The organism is Pseudomonas sp. MF09156 (assembly GCF_059862305.1).
Map to the genome: position 1 here is coordinate 61569 of NZ_JCBCUR010000021.1, position 17087 is coordinate 78655.

20 protein-coding genes are annotated in these 17087 nt (G+C 51.3%); 10 read left to right on the forward strand and 10 right to left on the reverse strand.

The genetic code is table 11. From position 1 onward, the window contains the following. Positions 1 to 50: 50 nt before the first annotated feature. From AC19YY_RS27605 to AC19YY_RS27625, 5 genes are all read right to left on the reverse strand, one after another. The gene (locus tag AC19YY_RS27605) at positions 51 to 392 is read right to left on the reverse strand and encodes a hypothetical protein (protein ID WP_080761501.1); all 342 of its coding nucleotides are present in this window, start codon (positions 390 to 392) and stop codon (positions 51 to 53) included. Positions 393 to 466: 74 nt separating this feature from the next. Further along, entirely contained in the window at positions 467 to 1405 is a 939-nt protein-coding gene (copD, locus tag AC19YY_RS27610; protein WP_016963494.1) for a copper homeostasis membrane protein CopD, read from the reverse strand. A gap of 3 nt (positions 1406 to 1408) precedes the next feature. Next, positions 1409 to 1792: a copper homeostasis periplasmic binding protein CopC gene (gene copC / locus AC19YY_RS27615; RefSeq protein WP_008437424.1), complete on the reverse strand. Its 384-nt coding sequence runs from the start codon at positions 1790 to 1792 to the stop codon at positions 1409 to 1411. Between the two features lie 359 nt (positions 1793 to 2151). Then, a complete protein-coding gene (gene copS / locus AC19YY_RS27620) occupies positions 2152 to 3540 on the reverse strand; it encodes a copper resistance membrane spanning protein CopS (RefSeq protein WP_032905000.1) in 1389 nt (462 codons plus the stop codon). Then, complete coding sequence (locus AC19YY_RS27625; protein ID WP_008437429.1) at positions 3537 to 4232, reverse strand: heavy metal response regulator transcription factor; 696 nt, start codon at positions 4230 to 4232, stop codon at positions 3537 to 3539. The genes copS and AC19YY_RS27625 overlap by 4 nt, the downstream gene beginning before the upstream one ends. A 204-nt stretch (positions 4233 to 4436) precedes the next feature. On the opposite strand from AC19YY_RS27625, the gene AC19YY_RS27630 reads away from it, so the two are divergent. From AC19YY_RS27630 to AC19YY_RS27650, 5 genes are all read left to right on the forward strand, one after another. Further along, complete coding sequence (locus AC19YY_RS27630; RefSeq protein WP_016963496.1) at positions 4437 to 4790, forward strand: co-regulatory protein PtrA N-terminal domain-containing protein; 354 nt, start codon at positions 4437 to 4439, stop codon at positions 4788 to 4790. 166 nt (positions 4791 to 4956) lie between these two features. Continuing rightward, positions 4957 to 5493: a cupredoxin domain-containing protein gene (locus AC19YY_RS27635; RefSeq protein ID WP_016963497.1), complete on the forward strand. Its 537-nt coding sequence runs from the start codon at positions 4957 to 4959 to the stop codon at positions 5491 to 5493. 94 nt (positions 5494 to 5587) lie between these two features. After that, positions 5588 to 5833, forward strand: coding sequence for a DUF2933 domain-containing protein (locus tag AC19YY_RS27640; protein ID WP_085057430.1), 246 nt, complete (start codon positions 5588 to 5590; stop codon positions 5831 to 5833). 2 nt (positions 5834 to 5835) lie between these two features. Beyond that, positions 5836 to 8193, forward strand: a complete 2358-nt coding sequence (locus tag AC19YY_RS27645) for a heavy metal translocating P-type ATPase (protein WP_080761503.1) — start codon at positions 5836 to 5838, stop codon at positions 8191 to 8193. A gap of 111 nt (positions 8194 to 8304) precedes the next feature. Beyond that, positions 8305 to 8505: a heavy-metal-associated domain-containing protein gene (locus AC19YY_RS27650; protein ID WP_034116564.1), complete on the forward strand. Its 201-nt coding sequence runs from the start codon at positions 8305 to 8307 to the stop codon at positions 8503 to 8505. Between the two features lie 30 nt (positions 8506 to 8535). On the opposite strand, the gene flgB is transcribed toward AC19YY_RS27650, so the two are convergent. Beyond that, entirely contained in the window at positions 8536 to 8949 is a 414-nt protein-coding gene (gene flgB / locus AC19YY_RS27655; RefSeq protein ID WP_082461819.1) for a flagellar basal body rod protein FlgB, read from the reverse strand. A gap of 386 nt (positions 8950 to 9335) precedes the next feature. Between flgB and AC19YY_RS27660 the strand changes: the two genes are divergently transcribed. From AC19YY_RS27660 to AC19YY_RS27680, 5 genes are all read left to right on the forward strand, one after another. Next, positions 9336 to 9542 carry a co-regulatory protein PtrA N-terminal domain-containing protein gene (locus AC19YY_RS27660; RefSeq protein WP_010565102.1) on the forward strand — a complete coding sequence of 69 codons (207 nt, stop codon included), beginning with the start codon at positions 9336 to 9338 and terminating at the stop codon, positions 9540 to 9542. A 178-nt stretch (positions 9543 to 9720) separates the two neighbouring features. Next, positions 9721 to 11616 carry a copper resistance system multicopper oxidase gene (locus AC19YY_RS27665; RefSeq protein WP_095039782.1) on the forward strand — a complete coding sequence of 632 codons (1896 nt, stop codon included), beginning with the start codon at positions 9721 to 9723 and terminating at the stop codon, positions 11614 to 11616. 12 nt (positions 11617 to 11628) lie between these two features. Next, a complete protein-coding gene (locus tag AC19YY_RS27670; protein WP_135290087.1) occupies positions 11629 to 11874 on the forward strand; it encodes a hypothetical protein in 246 nt (81 codons plus the stop codon). After that, a complete protein-coding gene (locus tag AC19YY_RS27675; RefSeq protein WP_019334905.1) occupies positions 11846 to 12910 on the forward strand; it encodes a copper resistance protein B in 1065 nt (354 codons plus the stop codon). Before AC19YY_RS27670 ends, AC19YY_RS27675 begins: the two co-directional genes overlap by 29 nt. Positions 12911 to 13072: 162 nt before the next feature. Continuing rightward, positions 13073 to 13540, forward strand: a complete 468-nt coding sequence (locus tag AC19YY_RS27680) for a DUF411 domain-containing protein (RefSeq protein WP_095039783.1) — start codon at positions 13073 to 13075, stop codon at positions 13538 to 13540. Positions 13541 to 13865: 325 nt separating this feature from the next. On the opposite strand, the gene AC19YY_RS27685 is transcribed toward AC19YY_RS27680, so the two are convergent. The 4 genes from AC19YY_RS27685 to AC19YY_RS27700 all read right to left on the reverse strand — a co-directional run bounded on the left by AC19YY_RS27685 (position 13866) and on the right by AC19YY_RS27700 (position 16918). Beyond that, entirely contained in the window at positions 13866 to 14048 is a 183-nt protein-coding gene (locus AC19YY_RS27685) for a DUF1289 domain-containing protein (protein WP_017341650.1), read from the reverse strand. Between the two features lie 43 nt (positions 14049 to 14091). Next, complete coding sequence (gene dmeF / locus AC19YY_RS27690) at positions 14092 to 15057, reverse strand: CDF family Co(II)/Ni(II) efflux transporter DmeF (protein WP_034139898.1); 966 nt, start codon at positions 15055 to 15057, stop codon at positions 14092 to 14094. Between the two features lie 11 nt (positions 15058 to 15068). Beyond that, positions 15069 to 15344 (reverse strand): metal/formaldehyde-sensitive transcriptional repressor, encoded by a 276-nt coding sequence (locus AC19YY_RS27695; RefSeq protein WP_034139899.1) that lies wholly within the window; start codon positions 15342 to 15344, stop codon positions 15069 to 15071. A gap of 293 nt (positions 15345 to 15637) precedes the next feature. Then, on the reverse strand, positions 15638 to 16918 hold the full coding sequence (locus AC19YY_RS27700) for an OprD family porin (protein WP_500605144.1): 1281 nt from the start codon (positions 16916 to 16918) through the stop codon (positions 15638 to 15640). Positions 16919 to 17087: the final 169 nt, after the last annotated feature.

Genomic DNA, 17087 nt, shown 5'->3' on the forward strand with positions numbered 1-17087 from the left:
CAGATATGCCATCCCGCTAACGCGGAATGAGGCTCAGTGTGGTACAGGAATCAAGTACGTGGGGGTCGCCATACCCCTGAAGAGGTTTGTACGAGCGGGAGATGGCTGGAGAATGATAGAGCGAGAGGACTGGACAGGGTGATAGGAGGCTTGATGATCGATACTTGCAGCATGCCGCCAGTTTTGCATTCCTGACCCGGCTTACAAGGTTTGCCATGCTCGGTGGGACTTTTCATGTCGTGGCAGCAGTCTTGCCCCATACCATCCATCATCGCCATGCCCATGGTTTTCATCGGGCATGGTTCAGTCGATGCCTGAACACCCGCCATCCCGCTGAGGGGAAGCGCCAAGCTAATCAGGAAAATTAGGCAAAACCGCAGGTAGCGTTTCATGAGCTGGAGTGTAGACGGTGCAAATGGCCCTTACAATTCACCCTTGAGACTCCTTTGTCGGCTGTCACCAACCGCTATGCCGCGCTCATTTCCATGACCGGGCTTAAAGTACCTAACCATGCGACTAGACAAACAATGATGACTGCCATCGAAAATTCGAGCTTCATGCTACGGCGCAAGGCATTGACCGCGACAGCATAGTCTCCATTTCGAACAGAACGTTCCAAGAGCGGGCTTAGGTGAAACCGGTTTAGCGTCGCTAATACGATCATCCCGGCAAATAACAGGACCTTTAAAAATAGCAACTCGCCATAAGTGCTGAGCATCACCTCATCGAGGTTTGGCCCAACGATAAATAGGTAGTTCGCCACTCCCGTAATGCTGATGATCACTACAATCACCGCGCCGGCCGATTCAAACCCTGTCAGTACCCGAGCAAGAATTCGTGCTTCCTGATCACCTTTTAGTGATTTTAAACGCAGAAGCAGGGCAAATGCCGCTAGCGCACCCAACCAACCGCCTGCGGCCAAAAGATGGAAGATATCGCTAGTAAAATGCCAGTAGCGACGGCTACCCTCGTCCATTGCTCCGTGCCCTGTCCATGCCAAGGTTGCTAGCGCAATCGCGCCACACACGGTGACAATCCACAGACTGAGTGTCGGAAAGCGCTTGTTTAGGGAAACGCCAATAATGGCCGTCACCAACGCCCCTATTCGGACCATCCAGGTCAAACCGACGTCAGTCCCCATGAGAACCATTTGAAAAATATGGTGATGTAGCTCCATGAAACCCGACACGCCACTCATTGCTTTCGCAAGCAACAACATCGCGGCAAGGGACAGAGCTACGCCTACAGCAGAAGTACTGTAAAGAAGCGACTCAAAATTCAAAACTGTTCCCGATATTCTTTCTTTTCCCCTGAGGCTATAAAGACCAAAAATTGCCAGTCCAAATAACAGCATCAGGTCGAAATAAAGAGCAAAGCGAACAACGATATTTATTGAGTCGCTCATGAATCATTTCACTTTAAAAGAAAAGTTGCCGGTAATCGGGTGAGTGTCCGAGGAAACGGCACGCCATTCGACTTTGTAAGTACCCGTGGTCAATGGCGATGCGGGTGTAATAACCATCGTTTTCGGATCACCGCCACCTGCAACGTTAGCTTTTACGCCCATAGGTGAATTCGGCATACCAGGCATATCGGTCATGATCAGTTTTGCACCAGAGAACTGAGTCGTTAGATTCTCAGAAAAGTGCAGTTCAATTTTAGACGGAGCCGCCGCATCCGATCCTTCAGCGGGAGTAGAAGAAACCAGCTTTGGATGCGCCTGAGCAACTGCACTCAGAAGCAAACCCGCAGTCAGCGCAACAGCTACGGTGGTAGTTTTAAGGAATGACATGCAAGACTCCTGACAGCAAAAGCTGTTGGTTCTAGGTTTTTAGGGAATATCTAGTTTTTTACTTTTTGACGCTCGTTAAAACCACTGACGAATACCTAGCAAATTCCGTGTCCTAGGGCCGGCTGGACAGGGAGGAATCACAAGATTTCCAACGTCACAGTGCGAGTACACGATGCCACATGAACGCAAACTGTTCGATTACATTTCAGTCAGCTTGGGGCGGGTTTTTGGCACTGATCTGCCCGGATACGGCGCCAAATACGCGACTCTCTTTGGAACGCTCCAAGAGTTTTCTTTCATCCAAAAACGATCCTATTGAGCTAACCACATGTTGCCTGCATACATATGAACAAGGTGTCTTAGGCCTTTCTTGCATCAGCACATGGGAGTTCAATATGAAAGGCTGTTTTTCCGTTTAACGACGTACACCATATTTTTCCGTCATGCGCTTCAATAATTGATCGAGTAATCGATAAACCTAGCCCTGCATTACTTGGACTTCCTTCTCTGCGAGCTGGGTCCACGCGATAAAATCGATCAAACAGCTTTTCAAGATGCTCGGGCGCAATGGGCTCTCCCGGGTTCTCCACAGACACTGATATTGAAGTTCCTTTCTGCCGTATATCGACAGTAATACACTTTCCTTCGGGGGTGTACCGGAGCGCATTTGAGAGCAGATTAGAGATGGCCCTGTCGAGCATAAGTACGTCACCTCGGACGCTACCCCTGCCTGTAACCTTGAGGTCGATCCCTCGCTCATCAGCCAGCAAACGGTAGTACTCGAGTAATTTCTCTACTACTGCTACCAGGTCTATCGGTTTGTTTTCATGTGTAATTAGACCGTTATCTGATTTCGCTAGAAAAAGCATTTCATCAATCATACGCCCCATACGTTTCAAGTCATCAAGATTTGAGTACAGATTGTCCTCGTAGTCCTCAATATTTCTTTTTCTAGATAAAACCACTTCAGTGTGAGTCATCAAATTGCTAACGGGTGTCCGTAATTCGTGAGCAATGTCCGCAGAGAAGTTCGATAAACGAACAAACGCATCGTCCAGTCTAGATAACATTGCGTTGAACGAGAGCACCATCTGCTGGAGCTCTTGGGGAACGGGACCTAATGGAATACGCTCTTTGAGCGATTTAGCTGACATTGAAGCTGCTACCTGAGTGACGAGGCGAATAGGTCGCAGTCCACTACGCGCTACCATCCAGCCCAGTGCAGCACTGACCAGCGCGCTTATCACCAGCCCTATCCAAAACCATCGTTCAAGTGTCTCGAAGAAGGCCATATGTTGAGTGACATCAAAGATCAACATCACTGTCAATGGTTTATCCTGCCCCGTCACAATGGCTTGCGCCGTCACGCCTCGAAATATCTGCTCCTGGTCTCGCCACTCCCAGACATTGCTGTTTGTGATTGTTCGGAAGTCTTCAGGAACCACGATTGGACCTGGGTCAGCAAACAGGAGCTTACCGTCACCATCGATGATAAGGGCTGTCAAATCACGATGAGCACCAAGCAGTGCCTCCAGCTCAGGCTTAACATCACTGAACTGATCAATGCTGTTCAACCCAGTCAAAATTCTTTGCGTCGAGTGAAGCTTTTCGTTCAGCGCCTGCTGATCCAGCATCTTGAAATGATGCCGGCTGAGGTTGTTAAAACTGAGTCCAGCGACGGTGAGCACAGCCGTTACAGCTAGCATGAACATCAGGCTCATGCGCGTAGTCAGGGACATTCGCTTCATTCCGACCCCGTCCCCGAATCCGGCGCATCCAGCATGTACCCCATGCCTCGAGAGGTGTGGATAAGCTTGACCTCAAAATCATCATCAATCTTTGCTCTGAGCCTCCTGACAGCAACCTCGATGACGTTAGTATCGCTGTCAAAGTTCATGTCCCAGACCTGGGAAGCAATAAGCGACTTGGGCAGAACCTCACCTCGACGACGGAGCAGCAATTCGAGCAACGCAAACTCTTTGGCCGTTAGATCTATACGTTTGCCTGCGCGGATAACCCTGCGCTTGAGGAGGTCCACCTCCAGATCAGCCAATTTCATATGGGTTTGGGAGGGTGCAGTGGTGCCTCTACGCAGCAGCGTTCTGACGCGAGCCAGCAGTTCAGAAAATGCGAAGGGTTTGATCAGGTAATCGTCTGCGCCCAGCTCAAGTCCTTTTACTCGATCCTCAACGCGGTCTCGCGCCGTGAGGAAAAGCACTGGTACATTTTTTCCGGATGCTCTCACTTTTTGAAGTACTTCCCAGCCATCCAGCCCAGGCATCATCACATCGAGAATCAGCAGGTCATACGCCTCGCTCAATGCGTGCTGAAGCGCGTCTTTGCCATTGGTAAAGCGATCAACATTGAACCCCGCCTCAGTGAGTCCTTGCTGCAAATAAATACCTATTTTGGGTTCGTCTTCCGCAACCAGAAGTCTCATGAGGATGGCTCTCGAATAATTGTGAGGCTGAGTCTGCAATGAAATGCCTCTGCCAACCAGCAGCTGACAGAAAAGTAATATTGGCTTCAGGTAGATGTCAGCGAGTGCTGTCTAGGGTTCGAGCATGAGTACTTCCTGGTGCTCGACCGACTCTTCAGCATGAAACCTAGAGGAGCCGGAGAACAAATCAAAAGGAGCTGCCTCATGAACCGTTTAAAAGCCCTATTCTTTGTTAGTTCGATACTCATCTCTGCGTCTGCGTTGGCTGAAGGTGGTGCAGATCGGATTCTGGAGCGCATGGAAAGTCTGCGCGACAAAGCCGAAGCGACCTTGGTACAAGCTGAAAAAGCTCCTGAAGGGCAACGCCATGTGCACATGGCCGAGCATATGAAAATACTGGGCGAGATCATGGACCAGCTTCATCTAGATCATCCAAAAGCATCAATGTCACCTCAGGAACATCTCGCCTGGATGGAAAAACACGACGCCATGGTTGATGACGTTTTGAACCAAATGCAGCGCGAGCACAAACTGATGCTTTCTGAGAACCATCAGTAACCGAATAACTCCCACGGGGCTCTTTGAACCGCCCTGCTAGACACGGCGTCATCTGGGCGCCGTGTTTTCTCAGGAAAACTGACAGAAATGTAGTGTTCAAGTCAGTTAACGGGCAGCTCTATCCCTTTAGCATAGCTAGTGTTTTCCACTTGCTCTCGAGGTCACCATGAAAACTAAGCTCATTACCCCAGTTATTGCGGCAATCACCCTACTCCTCGGCGCTACGGCGATGGCCAGCGTAGGTCATGGGAAAGAGGATATCGGTCAGCCTGGAGTCGCCTCAGAGGTCACTCGCACGGTTGATGTGGAGATGGGCGATATTTTCTTCAAAACTAAAAGCGTCGACGTAAAGCCCGGTGAAACAGTTCGCTTTGTACTTCACAACAAAGGGGCGTTGCTCCACGAGTTCAATATCGGCCAAGCCGCTGCTCACGCGGCGCACCAAAAAGAAATGGCGAGCATGTTCCAGAATGGAACGCTTACACCCACCGGAACTGGAAAAATGTCGGGCAACATGGGCCATAGCATGGGAGGCATGAAGATGGTTGGAATGGAACACAACGACCCGAATAGCGTGCTGATCGAGCCAGGGGCAACCAAGGAGTTGATCTGGACCTTCAACAACACAACTGGACTCCAATTTGCCTGCAACGTGCCAGGTCATTACCAGTCGGGGATGGTCGGTCAATTTGACTTGAAGTAAGCCTGAACCGCCCGCAAAAACCGCGTCGACGCAAGAGTTCGCTATGCTCTGAGGCAGAGATCAGAGCAACACGCTCACACACTGGGTCTAGATCATGGATAACCATCAGCATCCGGCTGGAAGCACCTCCCCACCATTTTGGAGGCGCAAAACAGGCGTTGTACTGATCATGCTCGTTGCGATCGGTGCCTTTTACGGGGTGCGGGAACATTTCACCCACGTTTATCCGTATTTGCCCTATCTCATCCTGTTGATCTGTCCATTGATGCATTTTTTTGGGCATGGACATGGCGGACATGCCCATGGCGATCAGGCAGGAACCAACGAGGAAGAGAAATAGCTATGCCCACTACACCGAGCCACCACGATCACGGTCCCGCCCACGCTGCCTCGCCCCATGACGGTGATCTACGTGACCCGGTGTGCGGTATGGCGGTTACACCTCCAAGTAAATTTGGCGAGTCTTACCAAGGACAGACGTATCAATTTTGTAGCCAGAAATGCCAAGAGAAATTTCGGGCAGATCCAGAACGCTACATTGGTAATCATCCCAGCGCTGAACCCAGCAGCGCCGCTATAGAGCCCGCGCTACAGGTAGCCACTGAGTTTACCTGTCCTATGCACCCGGAAATAAGACAGCCAGGGCCCGGCAATTGCCCTAAATGTGGCATGACATTAGAGCCGGTCATGCCCGCGCTTGATGACGATGACAAAACCGAGCTCCTGGATTTCACCCGCCGCTTTTGGTGGTCGCTGCCTTTAACCGTAATGGTGGCCCTTCTAGCCATGGCGGGTCACTCATTACAACTCTTCCATGGTTCGATTCAAAACTGGATCGAGTTCGCTCTTGCCACTCCGGTCACCTTATGGGCAGGTTGGCCCTTTTTTGTAAGAGGCATAGCATCTGTTAGAAATCGCAGTCCAAACATGTGGACTCTGATTGGTTTAGGTACTGCCGCAGCCTATCTTTACAGCGTCGCGGCAACCCTATTTCCCCAAAGTTTTCCCACCACCTTCATGCAAGATGGACGCATCGGCGTATACTTCGAAGCCGCTGCGGTCATCATCTCGCTCACCTTGCTTGGGCAAATTCTTGAGCTCAAAGCACGTTCACAAACCTCTGCCGCCATTAAGTCCCTTCTAGGCCTGTCTCCCAAAACTGCACGCAAGATCAATGATGATGGTCAGGAGGAAGACATTCCTCTTACCCATGTTCACTTGGGAGACCATTTGCGGGTCAGACCTGGTGAAAAAGTGCCAGTAGATGGCTCTGTACTCGAGGGAGAAAGTGCGGTGGATGAATCCATGCTCACTGGTGAACCTGTGCCGGTCATGAAAAGAGCGGGGGATAGTCTGATCGGTGCCACGCTTAATACTCATGGAAGCTTGGTGATGGAGGCGCGAAAGGTCGGCGCTGACACTATGCTGTCGCAGATAGTACAAATGGTCGCACTAGCCCAACGCTCCAAAGCGCCCATGCAACGAATGGCCGACTCGATCGCCGGCTACTTTGTGATGGCGGTTATCGCGATTGCGTTGCTGACCCTCTTAGGCTGGGGACTGTTCGGCCCTGAACCCAGCTGGGTCTTCGGCCTGATCAACGCTGTCGCCGTACTTATCATCGCTTGCCCCTGTGCACTGGGTCTGGCAACGCCCATGTCGATCATGGTTTCGACGGGTAAAGCCGCCAGTATGGGTGTGCTGTTCAGGGATGCCAGTGCCATCGAAAATCTCTGCAAGATCGACACACTGATTGTCGATAAAACGGGGACCCTGACAGAGGGACGGCCGGTATTTCACAGTGTGGAGGCCACACCAGATTTCAACCCACACGATGTGCTTCAACTGGCCGCTAGCCTTGATCAAGGCAGCGAACATCCTTTGGCTCATGCCATCGTCGATCACGCCCGAACTGAAAATGTTGCGCTCACCAAGCCTGAATCGTTTGAGTCCGGATCAGGGATTGGAGTCAGTGGCCTCGTTGGTGGCAAGAAAGTACAGCTGGGCAACACTGCACTTATGGAAGCTGCCGGCGTGAGCACTAAGGTCTTACAAGACCGTGCAGAGTTGTTGCGCCTTGAAGGCATCAGCATCATCTATCTAGCAGTTGACGGGGTCTTGGCGGGGTTACTGGCGGTCTCAGACCCGATAAAACCAACCTCTAAAGAAGCAGTCACCAAGCTTAAGGCTGATAACGTAAAAATCATCATGGCCACCGGAGACGGGATCACCACCGCACGTGCTGTCGCCAGGGAGATGGGTATTGAAGAGGTTCATGGTGAAGTGAAACCTCAGGACAAGGAGCGTCTGGTAGCCGACCTCCAGCAATACGGTCGAAAGGTTGCCATGGCCGGCGACGGTATCAACGACGCACCGGCCTTGGCGCGAGCTGATGTGGGCATTGCCATGGGGACAGGGACTGACGTCGCGATGAATAGCGCGCAGCTCACGCTGGTAAAAGGCGACCTGATGGGGATTTTACGGGCACGGGCACTTTCGGTTGCAACGGTAAAAAACATGCGGCAAAACTTAGGTTTCGCCTTCCTTTACAACTCAATGGGTATTCCCCTCGCCGCAGGCCTGCTCTATCCACTGACGGGACACCTTCTGTCGCCAATGATCGCTGCGTTAGCCATGAGCGTCAGTTCTGCATCTGTAGTTTTCAATGCTTTGAGATTGAGGAATACCCGAATAGATTGAGAGTAACCGATGCTCGCAGCCCGCAAGATATAACTCTTGACCTTACCGTGGTGTCAACGTTGATGCTGTTGTTGCGGTGAAAAGAGACCGCCCAGCACAAGAGGAATAACCATGTTCGTCTTAAACGTATCAGGCATTGGTTGCGGTAGCTGCGTCAGCAAAATCACCAAAGCGATCCAGTCACTGGACAGCGAGGCTACGGTTTCCGTAGATCGCGCTGCCGGTAAAGTGAGCGTCGAAAGTAGCGAAAACCCAGAGCAGGTCCGTAAAACTGTCGAAGCACTCGGGTTCCCTTCCCAAATCAGCGCCTGAGGCGCTGATTCCCTCGCTGGGTAAAGTTTATTATTCACCTCGCAGAGCTTTAAGTAGCCCCTTAAATGCTCCATTTAATCTAGTAAAGGCGGTTTCGAAATGAATTTCATTTTCCGTATACTTTGCGACCTCGACCTGTCGATCCACAGTATTTTGATCAATGGAAGGTTGGTTCGGCGTACTGTAAAGCAAAGCACCGCTGTGAATATCACTTGCTAATTCGTTTACGGCAATATGTTTCGGGTTTGTTGTTTTTAAAGAGAACGGAGTAGCCAAACCTCCCGTTGTTTGGCTAGCCAGTACAGCAGAAAAGTCCAAGTCTCTGGCCTTAAAGTTAGGAGTGTCGGCATTAGCAATGTTATTGCTAAGTACCTCAGCTCGTTGGCTGCGAAAAAGTAATGCTCTTTCTGCGGAGCCAAGCGCTTTTTCAAAATTAATACTCACCGGTGGCCACCTTTAGTTACGCCGCCATTTAATTCCCACCTATCGAACACTCAAGTTCTTAACGTAGTGCGTCCGAGCCGATGTATGATTTCAGCGAAAACTCAAAAAACGCCACGCCATCGTGCAGTGACCGGAAACTTACAACACCGCACAGGTAAATTTTAGATGGTGGATGGAGGTTATGTGTCGTTGGATAGCTTAGACCTTACGGACTAATCACTCTGTATCTCAAGAGAAATATCGCAACCTGACACAACTGTAATATTGGCCTAAGCTTCCTGACAGGGGATGAGTCTTATAGTCCTATTGAGCCTCAAGCTCACCCCCAAAGAGTCAACGACTGATGTGGATTCAGGGGTTACCAATAATCATCCGAGGCCCCCCAAATGAACCCTATCAAAACCTTGTTCGTCATCGCGGCTCTGACCGTCTCTTCTTTGGCTATGGCTGAAGGCGGTGGTGACCGGACTTTCGCACGCATGGAAGTGGCCAGGAATAATTCGATGGAATCGTACCGAGTAGCTCAAACGCAAAATGCCCAACCTCCCGTCGCTGAAAGCAAAGCCAAGGCGATGGATCACAAGAATTGCTAAATAGCTGGGCCCTCCAAGCTGACAGAAATGTAATCACTGCGGTGGTTTAAATGTGGCAATTTCTGAACTCGCTTGCCGTAAGAGTTTGTCTTTTGTGACGGCGGGCAAAGCTGATCCGGGCAACTCATGATCGGTTGTTTCGCACGGCTTCCCTTTTGACTGATTGGAAATAAACGGCATGCATTCCAAAACCTCTAGACGGACATTCGTAAAAGGCTTGGCCGCTGGTGGCATTCTCGGCGGCTTTGGCCTTTGGCGCACTCCTGTATGGGCGGTGACAAGTCCAGGTCTGCCGAGCGTACTCACTGGCAATGAATTTGATCTGTTTATTGGTGAAACCCCTGTAAACATTACCGGCTCACCGCGAACAGCCATGACCATCAATGGATCATTGCCAGGGCCTTTGCTGCGTTGGCGCGAAGGAGAGACAGTCACCCTGCGTGTAAAAAACCGCTTGGACCAAGACACCTCAATCCATTGGCACGGGATCATTCTGCCGGCCAATATGGACGGTGTACCTGGCTTGAGTTTCCATGGCATCGCACCCGACGGCATGTACGAGTACAAGTTCAAGGTTCATCAGAATGGTACGTACTGGTACCACAGCCACTCGGGCTTACAGGAGCAGGCAGGGGTTTACGGGCCAATCGTTATCGACTCGAAAGAGCCTGAACCTTTTCAATACAACCGCGACTATGTGGTGATGTTGACTGACTGGACCGATGAAGATCCTAGTCGCGTCATGGCCAAGCTTAAGAAACAGTCGGGCTACTACAACCACCATAAACGCACCGTTGGTGATTTTATCGACGATGTCAGTAAGCAAGGTTGGTCAGCAACAGTAGCTGACAGGAAGATGTGGGCTGAAATGAACATGAGCCCAACCGACCTTGGAGACGTCAGCGCAGATACTTACACCTATCTCATGAATGGCCAGGCGCCAAACGGTAACTGGACCGGTATTTTCAAGCCGGGTGAGAAGCTACGACTACGCTTTATCAACGGCTCGGCGATGAGCTATTTCGACGTCCGCATTCCTGGTTTGAAAATGACCGTTGTGGCCGCCGACGGCCAACACGTCAACCCAGTGAGCGTTGACGAATTCCGCATCGCCGTAGCTGAAACGTATGACGTGATCGTAGAGCCTGCCAGTGAAGAGGCTTACACCATCTTCGCCCAGTCTATGGATCGGACGGGTTATGCACGCGGAACCCTCGCTCTTCGTGAAGGGCTAGTTGCTCAGGTACCTGCTATAGATCCACGTCCAATCGTCACTATGGATGACATGGGGATGGGCGGTATGGCTGGTATGGACCATGGCAACATGGCTGGTATGGGCGGCGCAGAGAAGACACCAGGTGACATGTCCGGCATGGCTGGCATGGACCACAGCAAGATGACCGGTATGGACCAAAGTGACATGACCGGGATGACCGGCATGGACAGCGGTGACATGACTAACATGGCGGGCATGGATCACAGCAAGATGGCTGGGATGGGCAATGGTGATATGTCAGGGATGGCTGGCATGGGTGGTATGGGTGGAGAAATGCAGACACACCCTGCCTCTGAAACCAACAACCCCCTGGTTGATATGCAAGCCATGAATCCAACGCCAAAGCTAAGTGATCCGGGCATAGGCTTGCGGAACAATGGTCGTCGAGTGCTCACTTACTCCGACTTGAAAAGCACTTTCCAAGACCCTGACGGCCGCGAGCCAAATCGTACCATTGAGCTTCATCTGACCGGTCACATGGAGAAGTTTTCATGGTCGTTCAACGGCATCAAATTCTCTGACGCCGAACCGCTGCGCCTGAAGTATGGCGAGCGTCTGCGCATCACCTTGGTGAACGACACCATGATGACCCACCCCATCCACCTTCACGGCATGTGGAGTGACCTCGAGGATGAGAACGGCAAGTTCATGGTGCGCAAGCATACGATCGATATGCCACCAGGTACCAAACGCAGCTATCGAGTCACCGCTGATGCCTTAGGCCGTTGGGCATATCACTGTCACCTGCTTTTCCATATGGAAATGGGCATGTTCCGTGAAGTACGGGTAGATGAGTAAAGGAGACGATCTATGAGCACATACCTAAATCGTAATTCCCTCGTGGGTTGCCTCTTTGCTGCTGTCCTGCTGAGTGGACTCTCGTCCACGGTGCTGGCAGAGGAAAATGGCAGCGACCATTCAACCACTGTTCCTGCTACAGCAACGGACAAGCCAGCAACGGCAAACGATTCGAAGCTAGATCACGGGGCAATGGACCATAGCCAGATGAGCCATGAGTCGATGGATCATGACCAAAAAACCAAAAAGGCAGATTGAGATCATGACCAGTAAGTTTTTACGCCCAACGCTGATGGCACTTGCAGTCTCTACCGGTCCAGCATTCTTTTTCATGGCTCAAGCCGCTGAAGAGATGGATCCGTCGATGGCGATGCCATCAAGTGCGGACGCAAAGTCTTCAACTGCACAAAAATCCAAACCAGCCAAAGCGAAAGATGCCGCGATGGATCACTCCAAGATGGACCACGGCTCAATGGGATCCATGGACCATAGCAAGATGAGGGCTATGGATCACAGCAAGATGAGCATGGATAACGGGCAAATGGACGGTATGGAAAGCATGGATGGAGGGGCGACTACCACAAGCCGAACCCCGATCCCCGTACTTACCGACGCTGACCGGGCCGCCGCTTTTCCAGACTTACCAGGCCATGGTGTGCACGATAAAAAAATTAACTCGTTCATCCTCCTGGATAAATTTGAGTACCAAGACGCTGACAACGGTAGTGCGCTGGCTTGGGATGCAAAAGGGTGGATCGGCGGTGACGTCGATCGCCTATGGTTGCGTTCGGAAGGCGAACGTACCAATGGCGTAACCGAGAACGCTGAACTTCAGGCTCTGTGGGGACACGCCATCGGTCCTTGGTGGGATGTCGTCACCGGCATTCGACAAGACTTCAAACCTGGGTCACCTCAAACATGGGGAGCGCTCGGTATTCAGGGCATGGCCCTCTATAACTTTGAAGCTGAAGCGACTGCTTATATTGGTGAGAACGGTCAAACCGCAGCTCGGTTTGAAGGCGATTACGACATCCTGTTGACCAATCGCCTGATCTTGCAGCCGACCGCCGAAGTAAACTTGTACGGGAAAAATGATCCTCAGCGCGGCATAGGATCTGGATTGGCCAACACTGAACTAGGCCTGCGGTTGCGCTACGAAATTACTCGTCAATTCGCACCCTACATTGGTGTTAGCTGGAATCGCTCATATGGTAAGACGGCTGACCTGGCCAGCGATGAAGGGGAAAAGACAAACGAGGCCCGGTTTGTAGCTGGTATTCGGATGTGGTTCTGAGCGATTTGAGCACTAGCCCTACGAATTCAAATGATCGGGGAGTTGGCTCCCCGACTCTAAAGTAGATCCTTCAATGTAACCTTTGCAGCGGCATGAACGCTTGAGTGGGGTTCTATTGCTTCGTAGAACATCTCGCCGTCTCCAAGGGAAAAGGAAATATTCATGACAGGTAGCTTCCGACTTTCAAGTCGATTTCTGCGTATTGCAACATTCGCTGCGCTGTTCATCGGCTCAACGGCTCAAGCGGCGCAGGCCCTGACCATCGATGTGCATCGAGATGCAAACTGCGGATGCTGCAAAAAATGGATTCAGCATCTTGAGGCCAATGGCTTCACCGTCATTGATCATGTAGAAACCAACATGAGTGCTGTCAAACAAGATCTAGGTGTCGCTCCACGACTCTCGTCTTGTCACACTGCGATGATCAACGGGAAGTTTGTTGAAGGTCATGTGCCAGTTGAGCAAATAATTGCGATGAGTAAGCGTGACGACCTTCTCGGGATCGCTGCTCCTGGCATGCCAGCAGGTTCTCCAGGAATGGAAGTCGACGGAGTGCATGAGGCCTACCAGATAATCGGCCTGACCAAAGCTGGCACAGATCAGGTGATTGCTGAATACCCCGAAAACTAATCCCACCCCGTCCATCCCGTCACAGCATGGTCACCGTTCATGGCCATGCAGCGGGACATGCTCTGTCGATTTCATTCTCAAACCATTCGCTAAGGACATCAGCAACAATTGTAAAGGCGCTCTTGCACCGAATTTGATAACCCCGTACTGCTGTCCTCAATAACAATTTGAGATGACGCCATGCTCCGTATACTGCCACGCATTGGGCAGCAGATTGCTGATCGGGATAGTGCTAAGTTTGGGAACGGCGTTGCCTCTCAGCTTGCCCTTTCGAATTAGGGCATCTGTCTCGGCTGAAAAAGTAGAAAAGGTAAATGACTGTGGTTTAAGAGTTCTTTTTTTGCAGGCTTTTCAGACGCAGGGTGGCGCGTTGTACAGCGGCCATTTTTTCTGGACGTTTCATTCGTTTCCATTTTCTGATGTCTTCCTTGGTACGACCGCAGCTGACGCATAGTTCGCTGTTCAGCTGGCAAACAGAAATACAGGGATTTTCGATGTCCTTGGCCATTGTTCAATTCCTCGTCGAACTTATGCGTGCTACGGGTTCATTGCTAAGCCAGAACGGCGACCTGATCGGGTGAGTCAGCGCCCAACTTCGTGCGGTACTCAACTGTCAGATGAGTGATCTCATGAACCGTCGCCAGCCGTTCTCGTATGTTTTCTGCATTCACTGCTGGGCTGCCCAGAACACTCACAATCGCGGCGCGGGCTTGCGGCCCCACCTGCCAGACATGAAGATCAATGATCGAAGCATCTCCCGGTCGCTCAACCAGTTCACGAATCTCTTCAGCGACATGATCATCTGTCTGGTCGAGCAATACACCCGAAGTCACCCGCATCAACGACCAAGCCCAGCGTGCAATCACAACGGCACCCACAATCCCCATTGCAGGGTCGAGCCATACCCAACCAAGGTATCGACCAGCAAGAAGGGCTGCGATGGCCAGAACCGAAGTCAGTGCATCTGCAATGACGTGAACGTATGCAGAGCGCAAATTATTGTCGTGACCATGCGCATGGTGAGACTCATCGTGGCCGTGGTCATGCCCATGGTGATGATCATGACCGCCAGACAGCAAAAGCGCGCTCACCACATTCACTGCTAGTCCGACAATTGCGATTAGAGTCGCTGTCCCGAATTGCATTTGAGTCGGTTGAAAGAGACGAAACAGCGACTCTCCAGCAATTCCCAAGGAAACCAGTCCCAAAATCAGAGCAGAAGCGAAGCCACCCAAGTCTCCCACCTTGCCAGTTCCAAAACTGTAGCGAGCACTTGAGGCATGTCTTTTCGCGTAACCGTAAGCAGCTGCGGCTATGCCCAGTGCACCTGCATGCGTTGCCATGTGAAAACCATCGGCAAGCAACGCCATTGAGCCAGTGAGATAACCTGCGGTGATTTCAGCAACCATCATTACGACGGTCAGGGCCACCACCCACAAGGTACGCTTGGCGTTTTCTTCATGTGATTTCCCAAGGAACATATGGTCGTGGGAATAGTCGGTGTACGAATTACTCATCTGGGCAAATCCTATTTGGAATAGCGGCGAATGGCTTCGAGAAGCTCATCGACGCCTTTCGCTCTTTCTTCGTTGCTGAGTGTTGGATTCGCGACGTGTTCACGAGCGTGGTCTTCGATGATTTCATCCATGAGCCCATTGATCGCGCCACGAGTCGAAGCGACCAAAAGCAAGGTTTTCGAGCAGTCATCATCAGAGTCGAGTGCTCGCTCAATCGCCTGGATTTGCCCAGCGATCCGCTTTACGCGCTTAAGAAGATTGTCTTTGCTCGATCTCATATGCCCCATACCATACCCCCCCTACCTATAGTTGAAGTATAATCACACGTTCCACCTAGCCATACAACCCAGGACGGAAATACACCTGCTCGTGCAGAACCTGTGTACGCAATAGATTGTGCGAGAGCTCATGAGGGGCAGCATCAGCACTGGAATGACGGCCGGGGATATACCGATAGTTATGTCAATATCCATAAAAAAAGGCGCCACTAGGGCGCCTAAGCCGTCTCCAAAACCAAAGGAGAAAAAAGAGACGGGGTGTATCTGGCAATCGGACGCTTGATGCCTACGGCCAGCGTCCGTTAAAGCATTTGCAGTGGATACTCGACAATCAGTCGGACCTCGTCCAAATCAGATTCGAAATCCGTGGCTCGTGTCGTTGCCTGGCGAACACGTAAAGACATGTCCTTCAGAGAACCTGACTGGATGACGTACTTAGCCTCGATGTCTCGTTCCCAACGCTTTTGATTCTGCAATGGGGCGCCATCCGCTCCACGACGCATGTACACGCTGTTCGCGTTGGAATAGTCCGCATCCCAACCCTTAGCGTAGCGGGTCATGAAGCTGAGACCGGGGATGCCGAAGGCCTGCATATCTAGATCGTAGCGCAGCTGCAAGGATTGCTCTTTCGGTGAGTTGAAATCGCTGTACTGAATAGAGTTATCCAAGAAAATTGAGTCGGATTGGCGAAGGTAGTCAAAGTCGTCGTTACCATTATTGCGCTGGTACCCAACGGTCACGACGTGCGCTCCGAATTTGACCCCGGTCTTGCCGCTCCAGATGTTGTTATCGAAGCTTCCCAGAAGTTTTTTACCCTCATCCACCGCTCGGTAGTAATTAAAACCACCGATTAGCGATACGCTATCTGAGAGCGGATAGCTCAATGTGGTGCCTGCGTAATACTGGTTCCACACATCCTTGAATTGGCTGGTGTAAAGACTCACACCTACGTGCTCATTGACTGTGTAATCGCCCCCTAGATAAGCGATCCACGGAGCATCTACCGCACCAGCGTAGAAAGTCGAAAAGCCGTCACGCATGCCACTGGAATTGGGTTGGCTCATCGCATGCAGCCGACCACCCTGAAGGGTAAGGTCTTTGATGCTGGTATTGGTAAACGTTGCACCACGAAAACTCTCAGGGAGGAGTCGGGAATCCCCATAGGCCACGACAGGCGTCGATGGAAATACGTCCCCTACCTTGACGACTGTATCCAGGAAACGCACTTTTGCGGCTCCGCCTACTTTTGAGTAGGAGTCTTCAGGTTGGCCTTTGCTATTGTGCGGCAAGACATCGACTGAGCTACGAGCTCCCGAGCGACCATCACCTGAATCGAGCTTGAGGCCTTCCATTGCAAACGCATCAATGCCGAAGCCTACTGTACCTTGAGTAAAGCCTGATTCGAATCGGCCAATGATGCCATGAGCCCATTCGGCTGAGTAACCATTGCCCGTGGGGCTTGACTGGCCCTTTCGATAATCACGATTGAGATAGAGATTCCGATTGAGAATACTAAAGGTGCTCCCCTCAATGAATCCTTCAGGTCTTTGCTCAACAGCCACTGCAACTTGCCCCATGCTCATGCTAAGGGCAATGAGAGAAAGACCATAAATGCTTTTATTGTTGGCGGTTGCAGGAGCTGAGTGCAACACGGTCATTGAATTGAAGCTGGAGCATCATGCCGCATAGCCATGGCCTTCTGCATCACCTCGCCCATAACTTCGATTGGGCATTTGAAGTCGAAGCGCTTAC